Origin of the sequence: Lysinibacillus sp. FSL M8-0216 (assembly GCF_038595555.1) — a bacterium.
Classification (GTDB): domain Bacteria; phylum Bacillota; class Bacilli; order Bacillales_A; family Planococcaceae; genus Lysinibacillus; species Lysinibacillus fusiformis.
Window position 1 is genome coordinate 217,906 of record NZ_CP152007.1, and the last position, 25,443, is coordinate 243,348.

The following is a 25,443-nucleotide window of genomic DNA, read 5'->3' on the forward strand; positions in this document are numbered from 1 at the left end:
TTATATTACTTTGTAGTAATTAATAATCTCGGTAATGCGCCAAGTAACTTTTCTCTCGTAAAGGCATCGCTATAATTCCACTTTGTTGCATCTACTAAATATACGTGGTTTTTCTGTACAGCCTTGAGATCCTTCCAAATATCGCTATTCATTAATTCCATCGTGGCCATTTGCGAGTCGGGTTTATCCGATAAGAGCAGGAAAATTCGATCACCAACATACTTTGGTAAGTGATCTATCGGTATTTCTTTATATCCATTGCCTGATTGAAGCAATTTTTTAACTTGCTGGTGAGGCTGAAATCCATCTGGATGAAAAAGAGCAGGGGATAGACCTGTACAGCCCATGACATAAAGGCGTTTACCATGATCAAAGGTCAAGACCGTTGCTGTTTCGCCCGGGTCTATGACTGATTGGAGCTTTTGCCACATTGATTTTTCTTGGACTTTATAGCGGGCTAGCCAATCTTCTGCTCGTTGTTGTTGGCTAAGCCATTGTCCTAATAGAAGGATGCGTTCCTCTAACGAATCCCAAGAATTTAAGGTAATAGTTGGAGCAATTGATGATAGTGCTTGATATTGCTGCTCATCATTATTTGTAAAGATAATTAAATCTGGATTTAGCTTCGAAGATTTTTCAAGATTAATGGGAAAGGCCACATCTTGAATAGAAGGAACATGGTTTTTATAAAAGGATTTACTAATAGACTTCTTGTCACCGCCTATTGGCTGAACATCAAAGATCAGCATATCCCCAAACGTTTCTCCGTGATAAATAATCCGGTGGGGGGCGGATGGGATCATGACTTCATGTCCAGTCCAATCTTTTACCACTGTTCGTCGCCTATATTGTCGTGCAAACTGTTTTGGCGGAATACCGATCACCTGTCGGAAGCGGCGATTAAAATAATATTCATCATCAAATCCAACTTGTTGTGCAATATCCTTTAATGGCTCATTAGTTTGTAGTAATAATTCCTTTGCGTTTGTAAGACGTAATTCTGTAATATAATCTAGCGGCTTCTTCCCTGTTAAAGTTTGAAAGATTGTACTATATTGCCATTGGGCGATATGAGCAAGTTCAGCTAGCATCTTAACTGTTAAAGGCTGTTGATAATATTTATGTATATAGTTGATCGTTTCCTCGACTGCCTTCGTCATAGTTAATTGGACATTTCTATGAAGCTGATGTTCAAATAATAAATGTAATAGTTCATATAAAACGCCTTGCTGTTTAAAATAATCCGATTTGGTCTTTAATTGATATAGATCTTCTGTAAGACGGATAAACCGTGTATTCGGATAAACGGTATGCTCCACTTCAGCAGAAAAAATAGGCCCTAGATAAGGAGAAGGTAGCTCCTGTTGTAGCTGGAAAGCTGTAAAGGTTATTTTATAGAAACAGAATTCATTTGTTAGAGCCGATAAATCGATCATGGAATGAGGTTGTATAAGAAAAATCTTTCCTTTGGTCACCAAATAGGGATTGTCATCTATCGTTAATGTCCCACAGCCATCAGTAAAAAGTATCATCGTATGGTGTGATGGGCAAATAAAAGGGTAGCTCTGTGAAATACAGTCAATATCTACTAAATGAAATAATAAATTATGACTAAAAGAATGATTGTCTTCCATTTATTCACGTCCTTGCTAAATGAAAATGATTATCAATTAACTTTATTGTATAAAAAGTAAAGAGACATTTCAACAAAGATGAAATGTCTCTTTAAATCTATTTTTTTAACATAGTAGGTAATTCTGTTAATAACCATTCTCTAGTTGAGGCATCGCTATCACTTTTCTGAATATCAATCGTGTATACATGCCCATTTTTAACTGCAGGTAAGCTTTTCCAAATAGGGCTGTCCATCATTTCTTTTGTCGATTGTTTCGCTTCATCAGTTACTGGCGTTAGGATGAAAATTCGATCGCCAGCATATTCAGGAAGAAGCTCTGTAGAGATTTCAGCAAAGCCTGTTCCATCATCAAGTATTTTTTGAATCTTATCACCAGGCTTAAGAACATTTGAATCGTATAAAACTTGAGAAAGCCCTGCACGTGCCATTACAAATAATCGATCTCCTGGGTAGTATGTTAATACAGATGCAGTTTCATCTGGTTTAACAGTCCCAACAGCCACAAGCGACTCCCACATTTTATCCGCCTTATCAGTATAATCCTCTATCCATTGAGCTGCTTCTTCTTTTTTATTAAGTATATCGCCCAGTTCCGTTAAACGTTGGTTCAATGGGGCGAACGTATCAAACACTATAGTTGGAGCGATTTTAGAAAGCTGGGAATATGTCTTTTCATCAGATGTACCAATAATAATAAGGTCTGGCTTTAATGATAATGTTTGCTCTACATTAATCGGAAAACCAACGTCCTCTACATCTTTTACACGATCTTCCCAAGCATAATCAGTAATCCATGAGAATCCTGCACCAACTGTTTTGATATTTAATGCAAGCACATCCCCGTATCCTTCGCCATGATAAACTACTCTCTCAGGATTCACAGGGATTTCTACCTCATGACCTAAATAATCCTTATAAATACGTGTTGTCGGTTCTGCCGTTGCTGTCTCTTTTCGATTAGTCTCTTCATTGTTAGAACCACAAGCAGCCAATAGGACTCCAACCAGTAGTAAGAGGCTACAAAAGAGCATATGTCGGTTTAATTTTTTCATATCTTTTCCTCCGTAATTGATAATCATTATCATAAGTTAGCATAAATTAAACCTTATCTTAGAACAATGGACAAACTAAATATAGGTCATTGAGGTTTATCCAAAAATCGCATTGATGATGTTTTACGACAGAAATTAAAATCCGTTTGACCGTATTATCATCCTTTAATCGGTAGAAAGTTAACCTTTTATTACACTATGATTCAACAATGAAAGGGGTTTAAGGATGAAAAAATTTTGGGTGTTCGTCATAACAGGTATGTTATTAATCGTCACGACTACAGGATTTGCTCGTATGTCATATGGTATTATTTTGCCTTTTATGCAGGAAGAAATGAGCTTCACAACCTCTCAATCTGGTTCTCTAGGTACGATATTATTTTTAGGTTATTTATTTACTGTAGGTATGTCAGGAATACTTACAATGCGTATTGGTGCAAAAAAAGTTCTATTAGTAGGAGGGGGCTGTGTCGTTTTAGGGTTAACGAGTCTAGTGTTCGTCACTAATTTTGGGTGGGCTGCTATTTCACTGTTTTTTGTCGGAGCAGGAAGTGCACTTGTGTATACACCATTATTATCGATAGCTGTTAGTTTATATCCCAAGAAACGAGGGATAGTGATGGGGCTGTTAATGAGCGGCGCTGGTATTGGGATGCTATTATCCGGTTTACTCGTACCATTTATGCTACAGCATTTTCCTGTATTAGGTTGGCGTGGAACTTGGCTAATATTCGCGTTTTTGACGGTGATTGTAATGTTGCTGGCTTTTTGGACCATAAAGCAACCGCATACTTCTAAAAAGGATATTACACAGGAACACATTGCGGTATGGCGCAGTAAAGGACTGTATATAATAGCAGGAATTTATTTTGCAGTAGGTCTTGTCTATCTCATACCAAATATATATCAAACAAGCTATATGATGAATCTTGGTATGTCCAGTGCAACGGCAGGTATTGTGTATGCCATTGCAGGGATTGTTTCGATTGGAGGTGCACCGTTCTGGGGAATGCTAGCAGATAAAATGGGTGTTAAAAAGGCATTAATAACAGCATTACTATTATCGGTCGTTGGAGATTTATTGCCTATTATGTTAGTTAACATTAGAGGGTTTATAGTATCCTCTATAATTTGGGGATCATCACTTGGTGGTGTGCTGGTGTTAATACAAATGAAAGCCAGTCAAGAAGTGTCTCCTCAGAATGTTGCATCGGCTATTGGTTTTATTTCTATTTTTTATGCAGTGGGTCAAATGATAGGACCAGGCTTAGCTGGCTGGTTGATTGAGTATTTTGGTGGATTTTCAGTTGCATATGGCTTTGGAGCGATTATTTTCTTTTTATGTATAGTACTCGTATGTACATTGGTTGAAAAACAGAATGAAGAGGTATAATGTCATAGCTTAAAGATTGGACTTAGGTTATACTTTAGATAATTAATGATAATAATTCTCAATTGAAGTGCTAAGGAGATGGTGAACTCTATGAATGTGGACTTTCATCAAAATTTCACTCAATTTTTTCAGGCATTAAATGTACTAAAGCCACAGGAAACGTCCATACATTATATGGAATTCCAATCAACAATGAAGGAAGGGGCAATTCATCGTTTCTTGCCCCGTACAGATTTAGAAGTAGTTATATCAGATTATTCATTTCATCAAGACTATCAAATGAATATTTTAACAACGAAGCCAATGGTAGAAATAAGCTACTGCTTGCAGGGAACACGAAGAGTTCACATTTCTAATTGTGAATATAGGGTAAAGGCAGGGACATGCACACTGCAATTGATGGAATCTATAGAGGCAAATTTTTTATTTAATAAAGATGAGTCTTATCAGATGGTCAGTATTGGTATACCTGTAACAACGTTTAACCATTACATGAAAAAAATCAATGATTATGATGGTGCTTCCAGCAGATTTTCAAGGATTCTTCGTGGGTCTCCTTATCGCTTGTTTCAAGAGAAAATAAACCCACCAGACTTGCTTATGGTGAAACAGCTTCTAGAAGCGATAGCAGCTAATCAGATAACTAATTTGCAATTAGAAAGCATAGCTTTACAGCTTTTAACAAGTACATTTCAGTCCTTTTTCCCTCAATCCATAAACCCGGTGGAATTCTCACGTGACGATAGAAACAAACTTTTTCAAGCACAAGCTATCATGGTTGAGAATATGATGAATCCACCTTCTTTAATGGAGCTGTCTCGTTTAATTGGTTTAAATGATTTTAAGCTGAAAAAAGGCTTTAAAGAGATGTATGGTACAACAGTGTTTGGCTATTTACGTGAGAAGCGTTTGGAGCAGGCAAGTTTATTATTACAAAACGGAACCATGAATGTTATGGAAGTAGCTAATGCAGTGGGCTATTCTAATCCAAGTCATTTTGCTGAGGTGTTTAAGGAGAAATATGGGGTGAGCCCTCGAGACTTTTTAAAATATCGAACACAATAAAACCCTTCAGCATGTAAGGTAGCTGAAGGGGTATTTTTACTTAGCGATACTATTTAACACATTTTCAATGATTTGGCGATTAGCAATGGCCCCAGAATATAACCAGCTTGAGCTTTGGTCAAACTCATAAACATGGCCATTTTTAATGGCAGGTATATTTGCTAGGAGAGGATCATTTAGTAATGTAGAGCTGCCTGCACGATCACTGTTAATAACAAAGAGATAGTCAGCATCTATTTGTACGAATTTTTCTAAAGATACTTGTGACCAATCACCAGCAGCAGAGGCGGATACTTCTTTCACTAGGCTAGGTGTTTTCAGCCCAAGATCCTCATAAAGAACAATACCACTCGAGGCTGTATCACTTACCATATAAATTGTATTGTTAATATTCCAGATGACAGTGGCTGAAGGATTCCCCACCTTGTTGTGAATATCCTCTTTTGCCTCTTTAGCAAATTGATCATAATCTGTAAGAACTTCCTTTGCTTTATCTGTTTGATCGAAAATTTCTCCCACTTTCAGAAGCTTGTTACGCCAATTGTTATCTTCTGTTCCCATTACATATGTAGGCGCAATTTTCCTATATTGCTCGTATTTTTCACCTTCTGCGATTTCAGATGAACCAATTACAATTAAATCTGGATTAAAGCTTGTAACAGCTTCAAAGGGAAGATCAAACTCAATTGTTGGAATGTCCTTTAATGATTCCTGAAGGTAGTCTTGAATAGATGTCCCACCTTTTACTGACCATTGTGCTACTGGCTTAATGCCTAAAGCCACGAGGTGATCTTCTAGATAGGGAGCAATGATACGTTGAGGACTTTCGGAGACCGTTACTTCATGACCTAAAGAATCTGTTAACACGCGATTTGAATGATTAACTTTAGCCTTATCTGCTGAGGGAGATGATTGATTTCCACATGCAGCTAAGAGCATCGAAAAAAGGAGAATACCTGTGAATAAGGAATTCTTTTTAAAAAAATTTGTCAAAGCTAAAAGCCTCCCAATTCAATTGATTTCTATTATTCTATTCCATTATAATGAAAATGATAATCAATATCAATTAAGAGCTTAGGAGATAGAACTAGAATGTATAATGATAATCAGTTACTGTCCCATGTTTTTTATCAACCTATTCAAATTATGAAATTAGAAGAACTATTTTGTGCCAAAAAAGATCAGTCGGCATACCCTTTTATCATTGTACTTTATGAGGGTAATGCCTTGTGTACGCTACAAGGTAGGAAGCTTCAGCTTAGCTCAAATTCTGTTATGTTTGTGGATGATGTGGACGATTTCCATCTACTTAAAGCAAGCGGAAGTATAGGGGTTGTCATTCAATATCGTGCCTATGGCCCCAAATTGGTTAGTTTATTACAAGACACCACTTTAATGGAACATTGCTCATATCGTCTCATGGATTTAGTCAAGGAGATAGAAAGAGAAGCGAAAATTACAGTTGAAAGTAATCCGTTTCGTTTACAAAAACTATTTGGTGAAATGTTAGAAGAACTGTACCACCATTTACGTACTCACAAACAACAAGAAGATTTGTGGATTGATAGGGTACTTAATTATATGAATCTACATTTCAATGAAGACTTAACAAGAGAGCAAATGGCTGAAAAAGCACAGGTAAGTCCCGAACATTTTTCTCGTACGTTTCATAAGCACACTGGATATACGTATAGCGAATATTTAACATTATTAAGAATAAGGGAATCTCAGAAAAAACTATTATTAGGGATGCCAAAATTAGATGATTTAGCCCAAGTAGTAGGCTACAGAGAGGGGACCTATTTAAGCCGGAAATTTAAAGAAATTGTCGGTGTATCGCCTACAGTTTATTATCAAAAATCGAAGCGTCTCATTGTACTCAATGCCAATCATACTGCCTGCTTACTGGCATTAGGTATTACGCCAGTGTTAGGGGTGTACTCCCCATTTTTAGAGAATATCAAGTCTGTTCCTTCCTCACAGAAATTGAAGGGCTATGAGTATGATATTACTTCAAATTATAAAGAGATAGCCGTAGCATGTCCAGATGTCATTATTAACTACAGTGGTGGCAAAGAAAAACAATCTTTACTGTCTTTAGCCCCTATATTCGAGCTGCCATGTAGACAGTTAAGTTGGCGAGAGCAATTTGAGCTTATTGCCAATTTAGTAGATAGACGAGAAGTGTATAATCATTGGCTTCAGCAATATGATGACCAGGTAGCTCAATGCAATCAACTTCTTGATCGACAGCTTGGGGCAAGGGGTACTGCTATTGTTTGGGAAATAGGTAGTCAAGCAGCTTATTGTCTAAATAGCAGTCATGGAAGGGGGAGTCATATATTATACGAAGATTTAGGGTTTAGTAGACCAGATGAGATTGTCACACATAATATAGAAAAAACAGGGTATTTAACAGTAGATATTGAAGAAATCGTTCATTTTCCAGCTGATTATATATTTGTAACGGCTCTTCCTACAAAAGATTTCGGAAAAGAGTGTCTATTAACTGTATTACATTCAGAAAAATGGCAGTCACTTGCTGCTGTGCAAAAGAAGCAGGTGTATTTTATTAATCAGTATGAATTATTTTATGGATATGACCCTTTATCTACAGCAGCTCAATTGCAAAAACTGATGGAAGTACTGACATCATAAAATTACAGGGCAATACATCACTTTCATGCATAGACAGATATTTGTCATTCTTCTACAATTATTGAGAATGATTATCAATTAATGTGTATGGAGGGAAAAAATGCTTAAACAAAATAGAAAATTCTTAACGCCACTGTTTCTTCTATTACTTCTACTGTTAACGGCTTGTGGAGAAAAGGAAAAGACCGCTAGTCCAGCTACAGAACAAGATACTAAAGAAGCAGAGACAAAAACGATTCAGACGACAAATGGTGAGATTGTTATTCCGACTAATCCACAACGTATTGTAGCAGAGGAATATATTGCGAGTTTACTTGTATTGGACGTCAAACCAGTGGGAGCCCCTGGGCTAGCTCTTAAAAACTATTATTTAAAGGAAGCATTGAAAGGTGTAGAAGATATCGGTGTATATGGGAAACCGTCGACTGAGAGGATTTTAGGACTCAAACCGGATTTGATTATTACTGGTAATGGAGAAAACTATGATGCTTTAAGTAAAATTGCTCCAACTGTAGTTATCCCATACGGGGAATTGAAAAATGCACATGAGGAGCTTACATATTTCGGTGAGTTACTTGGAAAAGAGCAAGAAGCAAAGGATTGGCTCTCCCAATATGATCAAAAAATTGCCGATGCAAAAGCACAGGTAGATGCGATTATTCCAGAGGAAGCGAGTTTTTCCATTATTGAAGATGCAGGCAAATCTATTTATGTTTATGGTGACAACTTTGGACGTGGAGGACAGCCAGTTTATCAGTCATTTGGTCGAAAGCCACCTGCAAATGTAGCAGAAGAAATTATGGAAAAGCAGTGGGCTGAGATTTCCGAAGAGATACTAGCAGATTATGCAGGAGACTACATTATTTTAACTTCAAATGATAGAACTGTTGAAGATTTTAAGAAAGATCCAATATGGGGCAGCCTGCCAGCTGTAAAAAATGATAATCTTTATGTTTGGCCTGAGGAACGTTCATGGTATTATGACCCAACAGCAGTCTTGGCGCAAGTTGAGGAATTAACAAATTGGCTAACGAATAAAAAATAGTAGAAAATGGTGATTGATTATTTAGTTTAACCGTCTCAATTAAGAAACTTATAGAAGCATCTTTCCTAGTGAAGATGCTTCTTTTTATTATTACATTTTTAGATATTATTGAGAATGTTTATCATTTATAATATTTACAAGGGGGCCATTCTATTATTTGACTTGAAAGGTGTGTATACAAACAGTGAATATAGATGATCATATCCTTCTGTGGAAGTCTGCTACTATCCAAGTGTTTGATATACGGTATATCAAGATACATGGTGATGAGCAGCCTAGCTCATTTCGTTTACCAGCTAGCGGTTTCCTGTACGCTATCAAAGGGAAAGCTAATGTAATATTAGACAATAAATCTTATATGATAGAAAGTTTTAATATAGCGCATGCTGGCAAAGGAAGCTGCCTACATATTAGTGCTGTAGAAGATAGTTTAGAGTACTACTTAATTCTCTACAAAGCGACGTTGCCTATTACATCTAGAAAAGGCATGCTAGCGCTATGGGAAAGGGAAAAACCTGTTCAGCTTCAATATGCTTTTCAAGTTACAAATGCACTCACATTACAGGAAAAAATAGAAACTATGCATCGAGAGTGGCTCAAACAGAACAATATAGGGCATTTCCATGTCAAATCACTTTTCTACCAAATTATTTATGAACTTTTGCAGCAATTACATCAACAGCATGTCAATGTTCAACAGCCAGATCCTGTGGAGCAAATTCAAAATTATATAGACGAATATTACAATCTACCGATTACTCGAGAATCACTTGCCCAAATGTTGAATTATAGTGTGCCCTATATAGCTAAGCAATTTAAACAAAAGACGGGTAGAAGTATTATTGATTATCTTATTCAAATAAGAATTCAAAAAGCGCGGCAGTTATTAATACATACAACTTTAAGCTTGCAAGAGGTTGCTTCGAGTGTTGGCTATGAAGATGTTTCTTATTTTATCCGTATTTTTAAAAAGCACAGTGGTCTAACCCCCATGAAATTTAAGCAGCAACCAAAACAACATAAATCGTATCGTCCTATGTATCGGCTTTCTTTGTCTAATGATAAAAAGTGGATACAACATTATATTGATAATGATAATTATTATCAATATAAACAAAAAGGAGATTTACTGATGAATAAAAAGACAAAGTCCTCTATGATGACGACTTTATTGCTATGCTTCACTTTATTGCTAAGTGCATGTTCTGGTAGTGCTATGAATACTACCAATAATGTGGAGACAAAGGCGGCAACCAATCAGGCTGCGGAAGTGCAGTCCACAACGAAAATCGTTTCTACTGTGAAAGGGGATGTAGAAATTCCAGTTGACCCGAAACGTGTCGTAACGGATACGTACCCTGGTTTTTTATTGACCTTGGGCATAAAACCAGTAGGTACACAGGAGCTTTATATGAAAAGCCCTTATTTAAAAGACCATAACGAAGGAATTACTTATTTTGAGGATTCCCTTGAAGCCGTAGTAGATTTGAAGCCAGACCTTATTATTACAGGTGATGAAAAGAAATATGAAGCCTTTTCTAAAATAGCCCCTACTGTTTTAATACCGTTTACTTTAGAAATGGATGAGACATTGGAGGAGTTTAGTAGAATATTAGATAAAGAGGAAGAAGTGAAGGCATGGTTAGATGACTATCATCAAAGAGTAGCAAAAGCCAAACAAACCGTTCAAAATATTATAAGCAAGAATCAAACTGTTACTATTTTAGCTGGCGGGGCAAAAAATGATATAACATTATACGGTAATGGTTATACAGGGCGGTCATTTTATGATGGGCTTGGACTAACGCCGCCATCAAAAGTAATAGATGATATTGATCCTGAAAAGCCTTGGTTGCAATTATCCCCTGAATTACTTACAGAATATGCAGGTGATTATATTTTTATGGCAGTTGATAAAGCAACAGAAACATATGATTATAAAAGTGAACCTGTTTGGAAAACACTTGATGCTGTACAAAATGATCAAATTTTCGAAATAGATGGATGGAGTTTCTGGTTTTCAGATCCAATTTCTATACTTGGGCAAATCGAAGAAGTAACGGAAATGATAGTCCAACAAGTTAAAAGAAAATAAAGATAAGTTCAAAATCACTCTAGCCTTGTATTGCCAGAGTGATTTTTCTATTAATATCTATTTATTAAAAAATATAATTGAGAACTATTATCAATTATAATAAACTTGGAGTAGCTGAATGGAAAGGAATGATAAAGAATGCTACCTGATGAGGAGTTTCTATTTCTTTGGAATCATGCCACGACAAAAATACTAGATATACGTTATGAGCTATTCAAACCTGAGGAAATTGGTAAATTGTATAAATTACCTGCTAATATGTTTCTTTATGCTACAGGAGGTAGTGCAGATATCTATATAGACTTAAACAAATATACACTAGAGGGCTTTCATCTTATCCACAGTGGGAAGGGCTCTACTCTGCAAATCATGGCTAAAGATAAAGGGTTTGAATACTATATGGTATTCTATCGAGCCTTTATTCCTTTAACTTCTAATAAAAGGGTAGTAGCGGCCATGTATAGAAATAATCCTTTCAAATATCAATACGGTTTTGTACCAAGCTCACCTGTTACTATGTTCGAAAAAACACATCAAATGTATAGTAAATGGAAAAATGCCAGTAATCTAGATAAATTTACAGTTAAATCACTATTTTATCAATTTTTAAATGAAATTTTTATACAGTTAGATCAAGAGAGTCTCGACATCCCAAAGTTGAATGTCTCTTATCAAATTCAAGCATACATAGAAGAAAACTTCGCAAAACCATTGACGTTAGACACAATTGCCAAGGCATTACGTTATAGTCCATCACATTTATCTATTCAATTCAAGCAACAGATAGGCTGTAGTCCTATTGAGTATTTAATTCAGCTAAGAATCGGAAAGGCGTCCACTTTGCTTGTGGAGACAGATGCTAGCTTACGTGATATAGCTATGAGCGTCGGCTATCATGATGTTTATTATTTTAGTAGACTATTCAAAAAAAGAGTAGGGATCTCACCCATAAAGTTTCGTCAAAAAGAACAAATAGATCGTCTAGTAAAAGATAGTCCTTCAATGTCTGAAAGATACTCCATTGTCGATTGGAACTTCCAAGATTATATTGAGAATGGTTATCAATATAAAGGGAGGAAGTATGAATCAATGAATAAAAGAGGAGTATCAACTATTGCAACACTTTTTCTATGCTTAACACTTTTATTAAGCGCTTGTAGCAACGGAACATCTACGAATACGGGGGGCGAGGGAAATAAGACCTCTGTTGCACAAACAGCAATTAAATCACAAACAAAGGTTGTATCCACTATTAAAGGGGACGTTGAAATACCCGTTAATCCTGAGCGAGTAGTTGTGATGTATTATACTGGTGACGTCCTAGCATTTGGTGTAACACCTGTGGGTTCTTCTAAGATACAGGAGGGCGCTGCATTTGAGGAGGAATTAAAAACAGTCGAAAGTTTAGGTGAATGGTTTGAGCCGAATGTTGAGGCAGTGATTCAATTAAAGCCGGATGTCATCATTATTCCAAAGAATGAAGAACTATATGGCCAGATGAAAAAAATAGCTCCAACTATTGTGATAGATGACGCCACAACATCTTTAGATCAACGTTTAGAAAAAATTGGTGAAGTGCTGGGGAAAGAGAAAGAAGCAAAAGATCTTTTGACTAATTTTTATACAAAAGTAGAAGACAGTAAAGAACAGCTAAAAGCGGTGGGTGTATTAGATAAAACAGTTAGTATTATGGAAGGCGGCAAAGGGAAAATGTCAGTTGTAACAAGTTATACCTTTGGACGTGGTTCTCAAGCATTGTATGAATATTTAGGAATGCGTGCGCCAGAAATTATTCAACAGAAAATAGATGATAAGAATAATACTCAGGAGGCGATAGATGTATCCTTAGAAGTATTAACGGAGTATGCAGGAGATTATGTTTTTCGTTCATCGTATGAAGGGATGGTAGATTTAACTGACCATCCAGTTTGGTCCGCTATTCCAGCTGTTAAAGAAGGCAGACTTGTGGAAATTGATTTTGGTTTTTGTTACTACAATGATATATATTCATTAACTAAACAGCTTGATTTCATTGTAAATCGTCTATTAGCTACAGTAAATTAAATAAATGGTGCCTCATAAATGGACAACAGGTTAAGGGGGCGCTTTAAGAAAGCACTAAAGAAACCTTTGAAATGGGTATCTTTAGTGCTTTAAAATGTTTAATTTCTAATGATTTGGAATGTCCCAGGTGTCATTGTTGGGATAATATGACGGTTTCCACTAACGATATAGTCGGCTGGTACTTGCTTGCCAAAGTCATTTAAGTGGTTGATCGATGAGTTTGCTGATAAACCTTCAATAATAATCTCCATGTTCGCATCGAATGTAACTTGCTTTTTATTTAATGTAGCCTGAAGAGTAATGCGATCTCCCCTTTTTGTTACTTGAATGTCGATTACACCTTCATCTTCATTGATTAATGTATAAAGTGGCGGAATAATAATTGTTATTTTATCCTTTGTTGTTAAAATAAAGCGTTCTGTATCAATCTCGGAATCAGAAACATTTATTTTGGCTTTATAAATATTCTTGCTTTTCGTCATAGCCGTTGTTTTACCTGGTATAGCTACCATATCTGATAGTACAGGTGTTTTAGGGACGTTCCCTTTTGAAGGGAGTGTATATTTCCCTTGGACAAAATCAACCAAAGTCCAAACATTTGGCACGAGTTGCTGCTGTACAGGTGTTAGAGCTTCAAAAGCCGTCTTTACTTCTTGTACATCCTGCGGAGTAGAGGTTTTTGGTGATAGAGCTGCAATGGCACTTTCTACAGCCTTAGCAGCAGCCTTATCCTTCAATACAAGTTGTTCAGCGTCAAGTAGAAGTTGTTCAACCCCAGTAGGTAAAGAAACATATGAAAACCTACGTAAGGCATATAGCTCTGCTCGAGCATCAGCTACATCTTTATGGAAAGTTGGACGAGATGAATTAATTAGTTGAATTTTATTTACTACTTTATCAACTGATGTATTAGGCGCAATATATGATGTTAATATTTTTTGCGCGGCTGCACTTACAAAAGTTTTTTGTGCTGCATTTAAGGTATTATACCAATCTCTTGTTTCCATGACATTTTGATAATAATTAACAGCTGTAGATTCTACTGAATATAACTTTTCCTCAATTTGTGCTGCCAGTTTACGGTAAGAAATCCTTGTCTGTTGATGTGCTGACAATGTGGAATAGTTTGTTACATACTGTTTTTCCAGCTCTGTTAGTGCATTGTAGGCCTTAAGTGCTGCCTCCAAATTTACTTGGAAGGTAGAGGTTGTGTAGTTAATATTGTTAATCAATTGTATAACATTTGACACGTTAGAATTGTAGTAAGAAGTGCTGTATATGTATGCCACGCTTGGTTGTCCAGTCACATTAGCAGCAGATGCTGGTGCACTATAAAGGAGCGATGGGACTGCCACTAAAGACAGCAGAGCTAATTTTTTTTTATTTTTCATACTATGAGATGCCTCCTAATTATATTATTCGAAACGGAAATCTATCCAATATATGGGGTTGTATCAATTTTATCATAGCCTGGGATTTTTTTATGCATTTTTTGGCCGAATAGGTAGATTGGTTATGTGTTTTTAGTGAGAGTATATAACTTCAGTACCTATTTAAACGGCATCAAAAAAGAATTGTTTTGTTGTGGGACAAGTACTACCGGATAATAATGGGCTGTAATGACCGAAAATCATCTGACAGAGAGAATATAAAAATGAGCGGTTAGGCCAGTTTATTTTAATTTTTTTATGGTAAATAATAGAAGTTATGAATAGTTAAAATATGGTTTTTTTGGAGGCGTGCTCTTTTTTATCCTATATCAGTAGATGTCTACAAATTGGATTATTTATCCTTCAAAAGTAATGCTATCTCTCAATTTTTTAGAAAAATAAACGATAATAAGTAAAGGAGTAGTTTTTAAGGAGGAGTAATAATGAGAATCGTGCTAGTAGATGATGAATATTTATCAATAACGAGATTAAAAACCTTGCTTGAAGAAAGTAAGGTTCCAGGGATAGAAGTAGTTGGAGAATACACCGATTCTCTAAAAGCGATGGATGAGATACAGAGTATACAACCAAGTGTTGTATTTTTAGATATAGTCATGCCGGATATGGATGGTTTAGCACTGGGGGAGAAAATTCAAGAATTATTGCCAGATGTAGAGATTGTTTTTACAACAGGGTTCGATCAATATGCTTTAGATGCCTTTAATTTACATGCTGTTGATTATTTATTGAAACCCATACAAATTTCACGTTTAGAAAAGACATTGGATCGTCTTGAACAGATCAATAATAAACACAAAAAAAGTTCAATGAACTCTACAATTATTAATCTATTTGGCGGGCTCCATGTCGTATCGCCAGACGGCCAAACACAAATTTTAAAATGGCGAACATCCAAAGCGAAAGAGTTATTTGCTTACTTACTTAATCACCGTGATGAAATTATATATCGTGATACCATTTTAGAGTTATTTTGGCCAGAGTCTGATAGAGATAAAGCATCGAAACAACTTTATACGGCCATTTATACAATACGTCAAACATTAAAAAACTATGGGCTGGAAGGTGTGCAAATTTCAAGTCCATTGCTCAATTCAGGCTATAAACTTTTGTTGGAACAAACTGTTGTAGATGTAGAACAATGGCTGTCTAGCTTGAAAGCTTTACCTTCACTAGAAAAGTCAACCGTGGATCAGCATGAACAAGTATTCCAAATGTATACTGGTGATTATTTAGGCGATTGTGATTATCTATGGGCAGAAAGTGAGAAAGAGCGTTTAAGGCGACTATGGTTACATCATGCCCATCAGCTTAGTGAATTTTATATAACAAATGAAAACTATTCAGCTGCTATTAAGGTACAGGAAACAGTTCAAGCTCTTTTTGCAGGTGAAGAGGAAAACTATTTCATCCTGATGAAACTTTACGATTTACTGAATAATGTAGCGGCTGTTGAGGAGCAATACTTACTGTTAAAAAAAGCGCTTCAGGAGCATTTGGCGGTGGAACCAAGTGAGGAAATTGAGAATTGGTATAAAAGATGGAAGCAGACCAATGCGCTAACGCACATGAATGTTTAACTATATAGAATAATGATTATAAAAAGGACTCTTGCAGTTTGCAGAGTCCCTAGATTGAAAAAAAAGCCATTGAGAAGTTAACGCAAGCTCGATGATATAGTTGTTCCTAGTTTTCGTCCTAACAGGTTTATGAAACTCATTGATCAAACGTTATATTCATTGATTTGTTTTGTCAGCATCATTGTTTTATTTCAAGCTGAAAGAATTTAATCTTTCCCTTTTTTATACTGGCCTTTATAGGTTGAAATAGCGGAGTTTAAATAATTAATGACATATGAGACTTCGTAGTCAGAGAAATAATTATTAGATAAAAACGTTTCAGCGTATGATACGGCCGAGTCGAAAATGTACCATTCCATATACGTTGTCCAATTGGTATTAGATGATAAACCTGATCCATCCTCTGAAACAGTCACATACATCCCTTTTGCCTGATTAACAAGCGTTTGTAAGCTGTATTTATTACCATAATAATAATTATTATTATACTTATAAGCACTCTTATAAGTCCAAATAGCATTGTTTAAGTTATTGATAGCACTCGTAATATCAGTTTGAGTAGCGTAATAATTATTAACAACTGCTTGAGCAGCTGAAACTGCGGAATCTATAGCGTTCCTCTCAGCTTGCGTTGTCCATGGATTATTATGGTAAACATCTGAGCCCCACGAAACCGTTACATACTGAATTGAATTGATTAAAGATTGAAGAGTAGCTTTATCGCTATTGCCGTAGCCATAGCCATATTTTAAGCCGTACTTTTGAGCAGTTTGATAGACGGATAAAGCATTTCTGTATTGTGTAATAGCATTCTTTACTTGTTCTTGTGAGGCGCTATTGTTGTTTGCTACAGCTTTGGCGCTGGCCACAGCAGAATCAAAAATATTACGATCAACCTGCATTGTCCATTTGTCAGTTGTTAAAATATCGTATCCATTTATAGAAACCTGTACGTAAGGGGGGGATGCTAGTAGCGTAGTTAGCTCTTTTTTATCAATAACAGGTAGGGTAACGGATACGCTTTTATTGTCTACTTGTACTTTACCCACCTGGTGTCCAGAATTTAATGCTACTTTTGTTCCGCCTTTGACAATGATTTGTTCAATTTTGCCCTCGCCGAAAAGGTTGAAGTTTTCCTCTACATTGATCGTTAGCTTTTCCACATTTGCCTTCAACTCAAAAGTAGGAACTTTACCTCCTATATCAATTTTAGAAAGCGCTTGGTCAGAAGATATATTCACCTTCGTACGTGCTACATTGATAGTAGATGATTTCATATCTCTTAGCGTAACATACAGCCAGTCATTCTTCTTTATAATTAGTGGTTTTAGTGTAATCGTATCGCTCACAGAAACGTCATCAAGTGTAATAGCTTTTTTTACTCTGTTTGTAATGATTAGCTGACCATCAATCGTAATGTCTTGTATGTTTACATAATCTGCGTTCACAGTAACATCACCAGAAACATGAGCGTCACCCCCATCAAAATATACTGATTTTTTACTCGTACCAGCTTTATTTAATGTTAATGATGTCACATCAATAATTTGCTTGTTTTTTACGACAATGGTGGCCGATGCATTCGTTAATGCTGTTTTGTTTGAATGATCAAAAAGGGGCTTTAAATCATTGTGGATTCTAAATGTACCGTTTGTTGTAATGACCGTATCATTTGTAATGTTTTTAATCGTTACGGCATTGCCGACCACTTTTTTTGTTGCTGCAACTTGAAACTGTGCTTCATATAAGCTTGATTGATTTAGGGAAGAAGAGGCTTGTGCAGTAGCCACTGGTAATACTAGTGTCGCTGTCATAGCCGTGGCTATTAATGTTGATAGCGCTTTATTTGTCATGCAAGTCACTCCAATCATTTTATCTAATAGATAATATAGCATATTTTACTATAATTTAGTATTTTAAGTGTATGTTTTACTAATTGTTGCAACTTGAATGAGTCATAAGTACTTTGAAATATATAAGAAAAATCTATTAATATGCCTGTATTTTTATCTATAATTATGTAAATTTCTACTTTATTCGCTAAATATTTTATTGAGATACGACCTTCCATCCATTATGATTATTTATAAAAGTGGGGGTGTTTGTGATGAAGAAATCAAGAGGAATTGCATTGAAACTATCTTCCCTAATAATAGGATTGTTTCTAGTATTATTTTTATCCTATACAGTGACAACGGGGATGATTATAAAAAAGCAAAGTGTTAAAGATGCAGAGTATGGAACATTGCAAACGGCTGAATCATCAGCGGCTATTATGAGCGAGCGCTTTAAAAAAGCCAATACAACATTACAAACAACGAAACGGATCGTTGAAAGTATGGAGAAGAATAAGACGCTATCTACCAAAGGTGTTTTAGACATCATGGAAAATAATTTAGCCAATAATGATGATTTATTAGGGGTAGGAGCTATCTTTGAACAGAATTCTCTTATTGTAAACCCAAATGATGAGGCTACATTGGTAGATTCCAAAAAACGTTTTGGACCATACTTAAGTAAAAATGGTAATGAAATAACGACCACTCTTATTGAAGGTGTAGATGATAAAAATGTATCCCAATGGTACTGGGTGCCAAAAGAAGAGGGACGGACCGTTTTAACGGAGCCCTATGACTATAGTGTAAACGGTCAAACCGTACTAATGACCACAATTTCTGTACCATTAGTCAATGCTTCAGGGAAGTTTTTTGGTGTATTGACGGCGGATGTATCGATTGATTATTTAAATGAGCTGACAAAGTCTGTTGCTCCGGAAGGCGGCTATGCGGCAATTATTACAAATAACGGTGTACTAACAGCTAACAGCTTCGGTAAAGAGCTGGATGGGCAAAATATGCAAGACGACCCTGCTTGGACAAGCATAAGTAAGACAATGGAAAACGGCGAGCTAACAAGTATGTACATAGAGTCTAATGAACTAAAGGATCAAGCTTATAATGTGTTTGCTCCAATGATTTTAGAGGACATTGACGAAACTTGGACCGTTCAAATCGTATTAGCTGAATCAAAAATTTTAGAAACATATAACCATGTATTTATATATACGATTATAGCATCCATTATAATGGTAGCCTTGATGACTGCTGCAAGTGTACTATTTATTTACAAACAGTTAAAGCCGCTCAAGTTTTTACGTGCTTCAATTGAAACAGCAGCAGCAGGTGATTTAACACAAAAGGTAGAGGATAAATATATTAAACTAGATGAAATTGGGGCAGTCGCATTGGCCTATAATAATATGTTGGATAAAACTAATAGTGCTATTAAAGCGGTGTTAAACTCCACGACTCTATTGAACCAATCTTCTAACCAGGTACATGAGGCGTTTAATGAAATCGTGTCCTCTAGTCAAGAGGTATCAGTAGCCATTAATGAAATTGCACAGGGTGCATCGAAGCAATCAGAGGATACTGAAGAAACGAACTATCGTATGATGGATTTATCGGATCAAATAGACGCTATTACTGCGCTTTCGAATGAAATGGACGATTTATCCAACAAGACAAATGTGACAACAGAAAAAGGCATGCAAGAGGTTCTAAGTTTACATGAACATAATATAGAGACGAATGAGATGAACAGCCGTATTCAGCAGCAAATGGAATCGCTAGCTTCTAATATTGCCAATATTAATCAAATTATTGCCTCCATTCAAAGCATTACGGAGCAAACTAATCTATTAGCTTTAAATGCAAGTATTGAGGCTGCACGAGCTGGTGAGCATGGAAAAGGTTTTGCTGTCGTGGCGGAAGAAGTAAGAAAGTTGGCAGAGCAATCAAAAACTGAAACAGAAATTATTAAAAGCACGGTAGAAAGTATTTTAGAAAATTCTCAGCAAACAGTTGCAGTCATTGCATCAAATGCAGACTTAATGCAATCTCAAAATGAGTCCGTACAAAGCACGCAATTGGCCTTTAAAGATAATAGTGATTTGTCACGTGCAATTGCAACTTCTATTAGTGAACTAATGACACAGTTGTCTACTATGTTAGAGCATAAAAATCAAGCGATTATGTCCATTCAAAGTATATCGGCTATATCAGAGGAAACAGCGGCCTCTGCTGAGCAAGTAAGTGCCTCTGCAATGGACCAACAAGCAGAATTGCAAAAAGTGGCAGAGTCTATGCAAAATATGAATGATATCTCTAATGAACTGCAAGAGGTAGTTAATCTATTTAAGCTTGCGTAAAGAAAAAGGCTACCTAAAATCTAAAGGTAGCTCAGACTGTTGATAAAAGGAATCGAGAAGTTCATGCTCGATTCCTTTTTCATTTTTACTTCATGAAAAATAATTCTTTGCTGCCTAATCATACATGGCCCTAAATGAATGAGTTTTGGTAATTCTTACATTGTGTACATTGTTCTCGTTCATTGATTTGATTTTTTGAATCTTTTCAACCATAGGAACAAGGCGCGCCCCGTCCGTAGTGGAAATCAACGGTTTTAATTATGAAAGTAAGTGTCATTGACCAAGTGCATGATCGACACTACTATTAAAAGGGAGGGGGGACATCAATATGGTGTATCTTGGAATGATTTTCTTTCAAATTGTCGCACCTATTTTAGTATTACTTGTACTAGGTGCTATTCTACAAAAGAAATTTCGCTTTAATTTAAAAGCATTATCACAGCTTATTACATATTGTTTTATGCCAGCCGCTGTATTTATTAATTTATATGAGACGAATATAAAGCTGTCTGTTCTAGGAGAAGTCGGATTGTTTGTTGTACTTTTTATCGGTAGTCAAATGCTGCTTAGTCACTTTTTAGCGAAAGGGCTTGGCCTCGCCAAAACTGAGGCGGCTGTTTTTAAAAATAGTGTAGTACTCATTAACTCTGGGAACTATGGGATTCCGGTAGCTCAAATGATTTTTGCCACTCAACCTATTGGTGTAGCCATCCAGGTTATACTCGTTATCTTTCAAAACATGACAACGTATACGTATGGTTTATATAATTTAATTTCCTCTACTAAATCGGGCATGACGATTTTTAAGGACTTTATAAAAATGCCTATTATTCACGCTTTAATAATCGGTGTGGCCATGAATTATTTTGATATTGGCATTCCGCAGTTTATTAAAATACCAATAGACCATGTAGCAGATGGTTTTATTGCCGTTGCATTAATCACGCTAGGCGCCCAATTGTCTCAGATGGAGATCAAAACGATGTTTAATAAAACAGTATTCGTCAGCTGCTTCACGCGATTATTTATCGGACCAGCCGTGGCTTTAGTCATTATCTATGCGCTGGGTTTAGATGGGGTTGTGGCACAATCATTATTTATAGCAAGTGCTTTTCCCACATCCCGCAACAGTTCAAGTCTAGCATTAGAGTATGATGTAGAGTCGGCAACAGCTGCACAAACCGTTTTATTCTCAACCATTGTGAGTTGTATAACGGTCACGATTGTGATTTATATTGCGGATGTATTGTTTACCTAATAGAAAATATTTAAATGATAACTTCCATCTCTTAGCAATATCTGCTACACTAGCATCAAACTGAATAGTATTAACTAGGGGGGTCTGATGAGTCAGGCTGAGAGGGAAACGCATAGAGGTTTCTTGACCCTTTGGACCTGATCTGGCTCATACCAGCGTGGGAAAGTTAAGAAGCTATTGCCTATTACGTGCAATCAATAGACCCTTTACATTCATGGCCGGATCCAATTATTATTTTGGATTCGGCCTTTATTTATTTTATTTGATTGTTGGGTGAGCTAGATTCGGTCCTTGCCTAAAATATATTTAAGGGAGAGAAGTAGCTCATGTCAGCAATTAGTGAAAAGAACATTACGATTATGTCTAACTTTGAAGGAAGTAAAAAGGTTTATGTGGAAGGATCTCGTCCAGATATATTAGTACCAATGCGTGAAATTGCATTAAGTCCGACGACTGGTAGCTTTGGAGATGAAGAAAATGCCCCGATTCGAGTGTATGATACGAGTGGACCATATACAGATCCTTCCTTTCGTGTGGATATTACAAAAGGCTTACCTGCTTTAAGAAGTCCTTGGATACAAGAGCGAGGGGATGTTGAGGAATACGGAGGACGTACGATTAAACCTGAGGATAATGGTTTTCGTCGTGCTGATGATCCACGTATCCATGAAAATGTCTTTCCGGAATTGGTGAGAAAGCCTTTACGTGCAAAGAAGGGTAGAAATGTCACACAGCTTCATTATGCTAGAAAGGGAATTATTACACCTGAGATGGAATTTGTAGCGATACGCGAAAATATGGACCCAGATTTCGTACGTTCAGAGATTGCAGCAGGCCGAGCTATTATGCCTTCCAATATTAATCATCCAGAGGCAGAGCCAATGATTATCGGTCGTAATTTCCATGTGAAAATTAATGCGAACATTGGAAATTCAGCCGTATCATCCTCGATTGCAGAGGAGGTCGAAAAAATGACATGGGCTACACGCTGGGGCGCTGATAATATTATGGATCTATCAACTGGCAAGCATATTCATACAACGAGAGAATGGATTATTCGAAATGCTGCAGTACCCGTTGGGACAGTACCAATTTATCAGGCATTAGAAAAAGTGAATGGTGTGGCTGAGGATTTAACGTGGGAGGTGTACCGTGATACGCTTATTGAACAAGCGGAGCAAGGGGTAGATTATTTCACTATTCATGCAGGTGTCCTTTTACGTTATGTCCCTCTTACCGCAAACCGTGTAACGGGTATTGTGTCTCGGGGTGGGTCCATTATGGCGCAGTGGTGCTTATACCATCATCAAGAGAACTTCCTCTATACTCATTTTGAGGAAATATGCGAAATTATGAAAGCTTATGATGTAGCCTTCTCATTAGGAGATGGCTTACGCCCAGGGTCAATTGCGGATGCTAACGATGAAGCACAATTCGCGGAGCTGGAAACATTAGGCGAATTAACGCAAATCGCATGGAAGCATGATGTTCAAGTAATGGTGGAAGGGCCAGGTCATGTTCCAATGCATTTGATTAAAGAAAATATGGACAAGCAATTAGAGGTTTGTAAGGAAGCTCCCTTCTATACATTAGGTCCATTGACAACAGATATTGCGCCAGGTTATGACCATATTACATCTGCTATTGGAGCGGCGATGATTGGTTGGTTTGGAACTGCTATGCTCTGCTACGTGACACCGAAGGAACATTTAGGTTTACCTAATAGGGAGGATGTTCGAGTAGGGGTTATTACTTATAAAATTGCTGCACATGCTGCAGATTTAGCAAAGGGTCACCCAGGTGCACAGCAACGGGATGATGCACTGTCAAAAGCGCGTTTTGAGTTCCGCTGGCGCGATCAATTTAACCTTTCTCTTGATCCAGAGCGTGCAGTAGAATATCATGATGAAACATTGCCAGCAGAAGGAGCCAAAACGGCTCATTTTTGTTCAATGTGCGGGCCTAAATTTTGTAGCATGAGAATTTCCCAGGATATTCGTAATTATGCTAAAGAAAAGGATTTAAATACAACAGAAGCCATCCATGAAGGTATGAGGGAAAAGTCAGCGGAGTTTAAAAAGGCAGGTAGTCAAATCTATCAATAATAATAGTGCGAGGCTTGTGTTTATTTACTAGACACAAGCCTTTTTTTTATGTTGGTTTCACAACTTAATAGGGGAGATGAATAAAAGTAATATATGCATTTGCAAATAGAAGTGAACGCTTGAACCTAGACGAATACAAAAAAGCTCCACGTGAATTATACATTCACATGGAGTAAAAGTTGGATTTGGATATCAATAATAAGTGGAATATTAAACGTTTGTTGGTTGTTTTACGTATGGATTTGTAAGATCCATACCTTCTAATGAAAGACCCATTGCTTTTGCAACACCTTCACCATATGCTGGATCAGCTAAATAGCAGTGAAGAATGTGACGGCGTTTGATGAATTCCTCAACAGAAGCCATATCATTAGCCGTATTTTCAAATAGACGTTGTTGTTCTTTCGCAGTCATTAGGCGGAAAAGTTTACCTGGTTGCTCGAAGTAATTACTATCGTCTTCACGGAAATCATGAATTCCTGCATGACCATCGATGTGTAACTCAGGCTCTTTATGGTCTAAATTATGTTCCCATTCACCATAGCTATTTGGTTCATAGCCTAGTGTTGATCCAAGGTTGCCGTCAAAACGCATAGAGCCATCTCGGTGGAAAGTACGGAATGGACATTTTGGTGCGTTAACAGGAAGCATATAGTGGTTTACACCTAAACGGTAGCGTTGTGCATCCGCATAGGCAAAGATACGACCTTGTAACATTTTATCTGGTGAGAAGCTAATACCAGGGACGATGTTAGATGGTGCAAAGGCAGCTTGTTCCACTTCTGCAAAGTAGTTGTCCGGGTTTTTATTTAACTCAAACTCACCTACAGGAATTAATGGGAAATCTTTTTTATACCATACTTTTGTTAAATCGAATGGGTTGTATGGTAGCTCACGAGCTTGCTCCTCTGTCATAACCTGAATATACATTTTCCATTTAGGGAAATCGCCTTTTTCGATGGCTTCATATAAATCACGTTGTGAAGATTCACGGTCTTGACCGATTACCTCAGTTGCTTCATCACCTGTTAAATTTTTAATGCCTTGTTCTGTACGGAAGTGGAATTTAACCCAAACACGCTCATTATCAGCATTGATAAAGCTATATGTGTGAGAACCAAATCCGTGCATATTACGGTAACCAGTTGGAATACCACGGTCGGACATTACAATTGTAACTTGGTGAAGTGCTTCTGGTAATAGAGTCCAGAAATCCCAGTTAGAATTAGCGTTTTTCATATTTGTACGTGGATCACGTTTGACCACGTGGTTTAAATCTGTAAAGTGTAGTGGATCACGGAAGAAAAATACTGGTGTATTGTTTCCTACTAAATCCCAGTTGCCTTCTTCAGTATAGAACTTAAGGGCAAAGCCGCGGATATCGCGCTCAGCATCTGCTGCACCACGCTCACCAGCAACTGTGGAGAATCGTGCGAACATATCAGTTTTCTGGCCCACTTCTGAGAAGATTTTAGCTTTTGTATATTGAGTTATATCGTGCGTTACAGTAAAAGTACCAAATGCACCTGAACCTTTCGCATGCATACGACGTTCAGGGATTACTTCACGATTGAAGTTTGCTAATTTTTCAACTAGCCATACATCTTGAAGTAATAGAGGGCCGCGTGGACCTGCTGACATAGAGTCATGGTTACTTACTACTGGAGCACCACCTGCTGTTGTAAAACGACGGCTACGATCATTTGCGTTTGTCATATTAGTTACCTCCTGAAAATAATATAAGTCAAACTCTTCGTCTATAACTATAACAAATATAAAATAGAATTGCTAGTACATTATAATAATTATCGTTAAAGAATTTTTATAGTAAGAT

Annotated in this window: 16 protein-coding genes and 1 riboswitch; of the genes, 10 read left to right on the forward strand and 6 right to left on the reverse strand. The window is 36.8% G+C overall.

What is annotated here, in order from left to right:
* Nucleotides 1-5: 5 nt before the first annotated feature.
* Together MKX57_RS01055 and MKX57_RS01060 are read right to left on the reverse strand one after the other, a co-directional pair.
* Entirely contained in the window at nucleotides 6-1,634 is a 1,629-nt protein-coding gene (locus MKX57_RS01055) for an ABC transporter substrate-binding protein (RefSeq protein WP_089986915.1), read from the reverse strand.
* A 97-nt stretch (nucleotides 1,635-1,731) separates the two neighbouring features.
* A complete protein-coding gene (locus MKX57_RS01060; protein WP_170844171.1) occupies nucleotides 1,732-2,688 on the reverse strand; it encodes an ABC transporter substrate-binding protein in 957 nt (318 codons plus the stop codon).
* 226 nt (nucleotides 2,689-2,914) lie between these two features.
* Here MKX57_RS01060 and MKX57_RS01065 point away from each other — a divergent pair, with 226 nt between their 5' ends.
* Complete coding sequence (locus MKX57_RS01065; RefSeq protein ID WP_328038441.1) at nucleotides 2,915-4,081, forward strand: MFS transporter; 1,167 nt, start codon at nucleotides 2,915-2,917, stop codon at nucleotides 4,079-4,081.
* Nucleotides 4,082-4,171: 90 nt separating this feature from the next.
* Entirely contained in the window at nucleotides 4,172-5,146 is a 975-nt protein-coding gene (locus MKX57_RS01070) for an AraC family transcriptional regulator (RefSeq protein ID WP_342550678.1), read from the forward strand.
* 36 nt (nucleotides 5,147-5,182) lie between these two features.
* Here the strand turns inward: MKX57_RS01070 and MKX57_RS01075 are convergent, their stop codons facing one another.
* A complete protein-coding gene (locus tag MKX57_RS01075; protein WP_089986918.1) occupies nucleotides 5,183-6,139 on the reverse strand; it encodes an ABC transporter substrate-binding protein in 957 nt (318 codons plus the stop codon).
* 99 nt (nucleotides 6,140-6,238) lie between these two features.
* Between MKX57_RS01075 and MKX57_RS01080 the strand changes: the two genes are divergently transcribed.
* From MKX57_RS01080 to MKX57_RS01095, 4 genes are all read left to right on the forward strand, one after another.
* Nucleotides 6,239-7,804, forward strand: coding sequence for an AraC family transcriptional regulator (locus MKX57_RS01080; RefSeq protein WP_089986919.1), 1,566 nt, complete (start codon nucleotides 6,239-6,241; stop codon nucleotides 7,802-7,804).
* A gap of 100 nt (nucleotides 7,805-7,904) precedes the next feature.
* On the forward strand, nucleotides 7,905-8,849 hold the full coding sequence (locus tag MKX57_RS01085) for an ABC transporter substrate-binding protein (protein ID WP_089986920.1): 945 nt from the start codon (nucleotides 7,905-7,907) through the stop codon (nucleotides 8,847-8,849).
* A 184-nt stretch (nucleotides 8,850-9,033) separates the two neighbouring features.
* Complete coding sequence (locus MKX57_RS01090; RefSeq protein WP_342550679.1) at nucleotides 9,034-10,944, forward strand: AraC family transcriptional regulator; 1,911 nt, start codon at nucleotides 9,034-9,036, stop codon at nucleotides 10,942-10,944.
* A gap of 138 nt (nucleotides 10,945-11,082) precedes the next feature.
* Nucleotides 11,083-13,008 (forward strand): AraC family transcriptional regulator, encoded by a 1,926-nt coding sequence (locus tag MKX57_RS01095; protein WP_342550680.1) that lies wholly within the window; start codon nucleotides 11,083-11,085, stop codon nucleotides 13,006-13,008.
* Between the two features lie 98 nt (nucleotides 13,009-13,106).
* On the opposite strand, the gene MKX57_RS01100 is transcribed toward MKX57_RS01095, so the two are convergent.
* The gene (locus MKX57_RS01100; protein ID WP_089986923.1) at nucleotides 13,107-14,399 is read right to left on the reverse strand and encodes a hypothetical protein; all 1,293 of its coding nucleotides are present in this window, start codon (nucleotides 14,397-14,399) and stop codon (nucleotides 13,107-13,109) included.
* Between the two features lie 482 nt (nucleotides 14,400-14,881).
* Here MKX57_RS01100 and MKX57_RS01105 point away from each other — a divergent pair, with 482 nt between their 5' ends.
* Complete coding sequence (locus tag MKX57_RS01105; protein WP_089986924.1) at nucleotides 14,882-16,036, forward strand: response regulator; 1,155 nt, start codon at nucleotides 14,882-14,884, stop codon at nucleotides 16,034-16,036.
* Nucleotides 16,037-16,242: 206 nt separating this feature from the next.
* Here MKX57_RS01105 and MKX57_RS01110 read toward each other — a convergent pair whose 3' ends face one another.
* Complete coding sequence (locus MKX57_RS01110) at nucleotides 16,243-17,889, reverse strand: S-layer protein (protein ID WP_342550681.1); 1,647 nt, start codon at nucleotides 17,887-17,889, stop codon at nucleotides 16,243-16,245.
* Between the two features lie 254 nt (nucleotides 17,890-18,143).
* Between MKX57_RS01110 and MKX57_RS01115 the strand changes: the two genes are divergently transcribed.
* From MKX57_RS01115 to thiC, 3 genes are all read left to right on the forward strand, one after another.
* Nucleotides 18,144-20,246, forward strand: a complete 2,103-nt coding sequence (locus MKX57_RS01115) for a methyl-accepting chemotaxis protein (protein WP_089986926.1) — start codon at nucleotides 18,144-18,146, stop codon at nucleotides 20,244-20,246.
* A gap of 328 nt (nucleotides 20,247-20,574) precedes the next feature.
* Nucleotides 20,575-21,504 (forward strand): AEC family transporter, encoded by a 930-nt coding sequence (locus tag MKX57_RS01120; protein ID WP_090003035.1) that lies wholly within the window; start codon nucleotides 20,575-20,577, stop codon nucleotides 21,502-21,504.
* A 66-nt stretch (nucleotides 21,505-21,570) separates the two neighbouring features.
* Nucleotides 21,571-21,685: riboswitch (TPP riboswitch) on the forward strand.
* Nucleotides 21,686-21,830: 145 nt separating this feature from the next.
* Nucleotides 21,831-23,609 carry a phosphomethylpyrimidine synthase ThiC gene (gene thiC, locus MKX57_RS01125; RefSeq protein ID WP_107922583.1) on the forward strand — a complete coding sequence of 593 codons (1,779 nt, stop codon included), beginning with the start codon at nucleotides 21,831-21,833 and terminating at the stop codon, nucleotides 23,607-23,609.
* 210 nt (nucleotides 23,610-23,819) lie between these two features.
* On the opposite strand, the gene MKX57_RS01130 is transcribed toward thiC, so the two are convergent.
* Nucleotides 23,820-25,325, reverse strand: coding sequence for a catalase (locus MKX57_RS01130; protein ID WP_239355356.1), 1,506 nt, complete (start codon nucleotides 25,323-25,325; stop codon nucleotides 23,820-23,822).
* Nucleotides 25,326-25,443 lie beyond the last annotated feature (118 nt).

What these genes read in the sequence shown, in the direction of transcription:
- MKX57_RS01120 (WP_090003035.1), top strand. Translation starts at nt 20,575, where the DNA reads ATGGTGTATCTTGGAATGATTTTCTTTCAAATTGTCGCACCTATTTTA.
- thiC (WP_107922583.1), top strand. Translation starts at nt 21,831, where the DNA reads ATGTCAGCAATTAGTGAAAAGAACATTACGATTATGTCTAACTTTGAA.
- MKX57_RS01055 (WP_089986915.1), bottom strand. Translation starts at nt 1,634, where the DNA reads ATGGAAGACAATCATTCTTTTAGTCATAATTTATTATTTCATTTAGTA.
- MKX57_RS01115 (WP_089986926.1), top strand. Translation starts at nt 18,144, where the DNA reads ATGAAGAAATCAAGAGGAATTGCATTGAAACTATCTTCCCTAATAATA.
- MKX57_RS01105 (WP_089986924.1), top strand. Translation starts at nt 14,882, where the DNA reads ATGAGAATCGTGCTAGTAGATGATGAATATTTATCAATAACGAGATTA.
- MKX57_RS01095 (WP_342550680.1), top strand. Translation starts at nt 11,083, where the DNA reads ATGCTACCTGATGAGGAGTTTCTATTTCTTTGGAATCATGCCACGACA.
- MKX57_RS01080 (WP_089986919.1), top strand. Translation starts at nt 6,239, where the DNA reads ATGTATAATGATAATCAGTTACTGTCCCATGTTTTTTATCAACCTATT.
- MKX57_RS01060 (WP_170844171.1), bottom strand. Translation starts at nt 2,688, where the DNA reads ATGAAAAAATTAAACCGACATATGCTCTTTTGTAGCCTCTTACTACTG.
- MKX57_RS01085 (WP_089986920.1), top strand. Translation starts at nt 7,905, where the DNA reads ATGCTTAAACAAAATAGAAAATTCTTAACGCCACTGTTTCTTCTATTA.
- MKX57_RS01065 (WP_328038441.1), top strand. Translation starts at nt 2,915, where the DNA reads ATGAAAAAATTTTGGGTGTTCGTCATAACAGGTATGTTATTAATCGTC.
- MKX57_RS01130 (WP_239355356.1), bottom strand. Translation starts at nt 25,325, where the DNA reads ATGACAAACGCAAATGATCGTAGCCGTCGTTTTACAACAGCAGGTGGT.
- MKX57_RS01100 (WP_089986923.1), bottom strand. Translation starts at nt 14,399, where the DNA reads ATGAAAAATAAAAAAAAATTAGCTCTGCTGTCTTTAGTGGCAGTCCCA.
- MKX57_RS01110 (WP_342550681.1), bottom strand. Translation starts at nt 17,889, where the DNA reads ATGACAAATAAAGCGCTATCAACATTAATAGCCACGGCTATGACAGCG.
- MKX57_RS01070 (WP_342550678.1), top strand. Translation starts at nt 4,172, where the DNA reads ATGAATGTGGACTTTCATCAAAATTTCACTCAATTTTTTCAGGCATTA.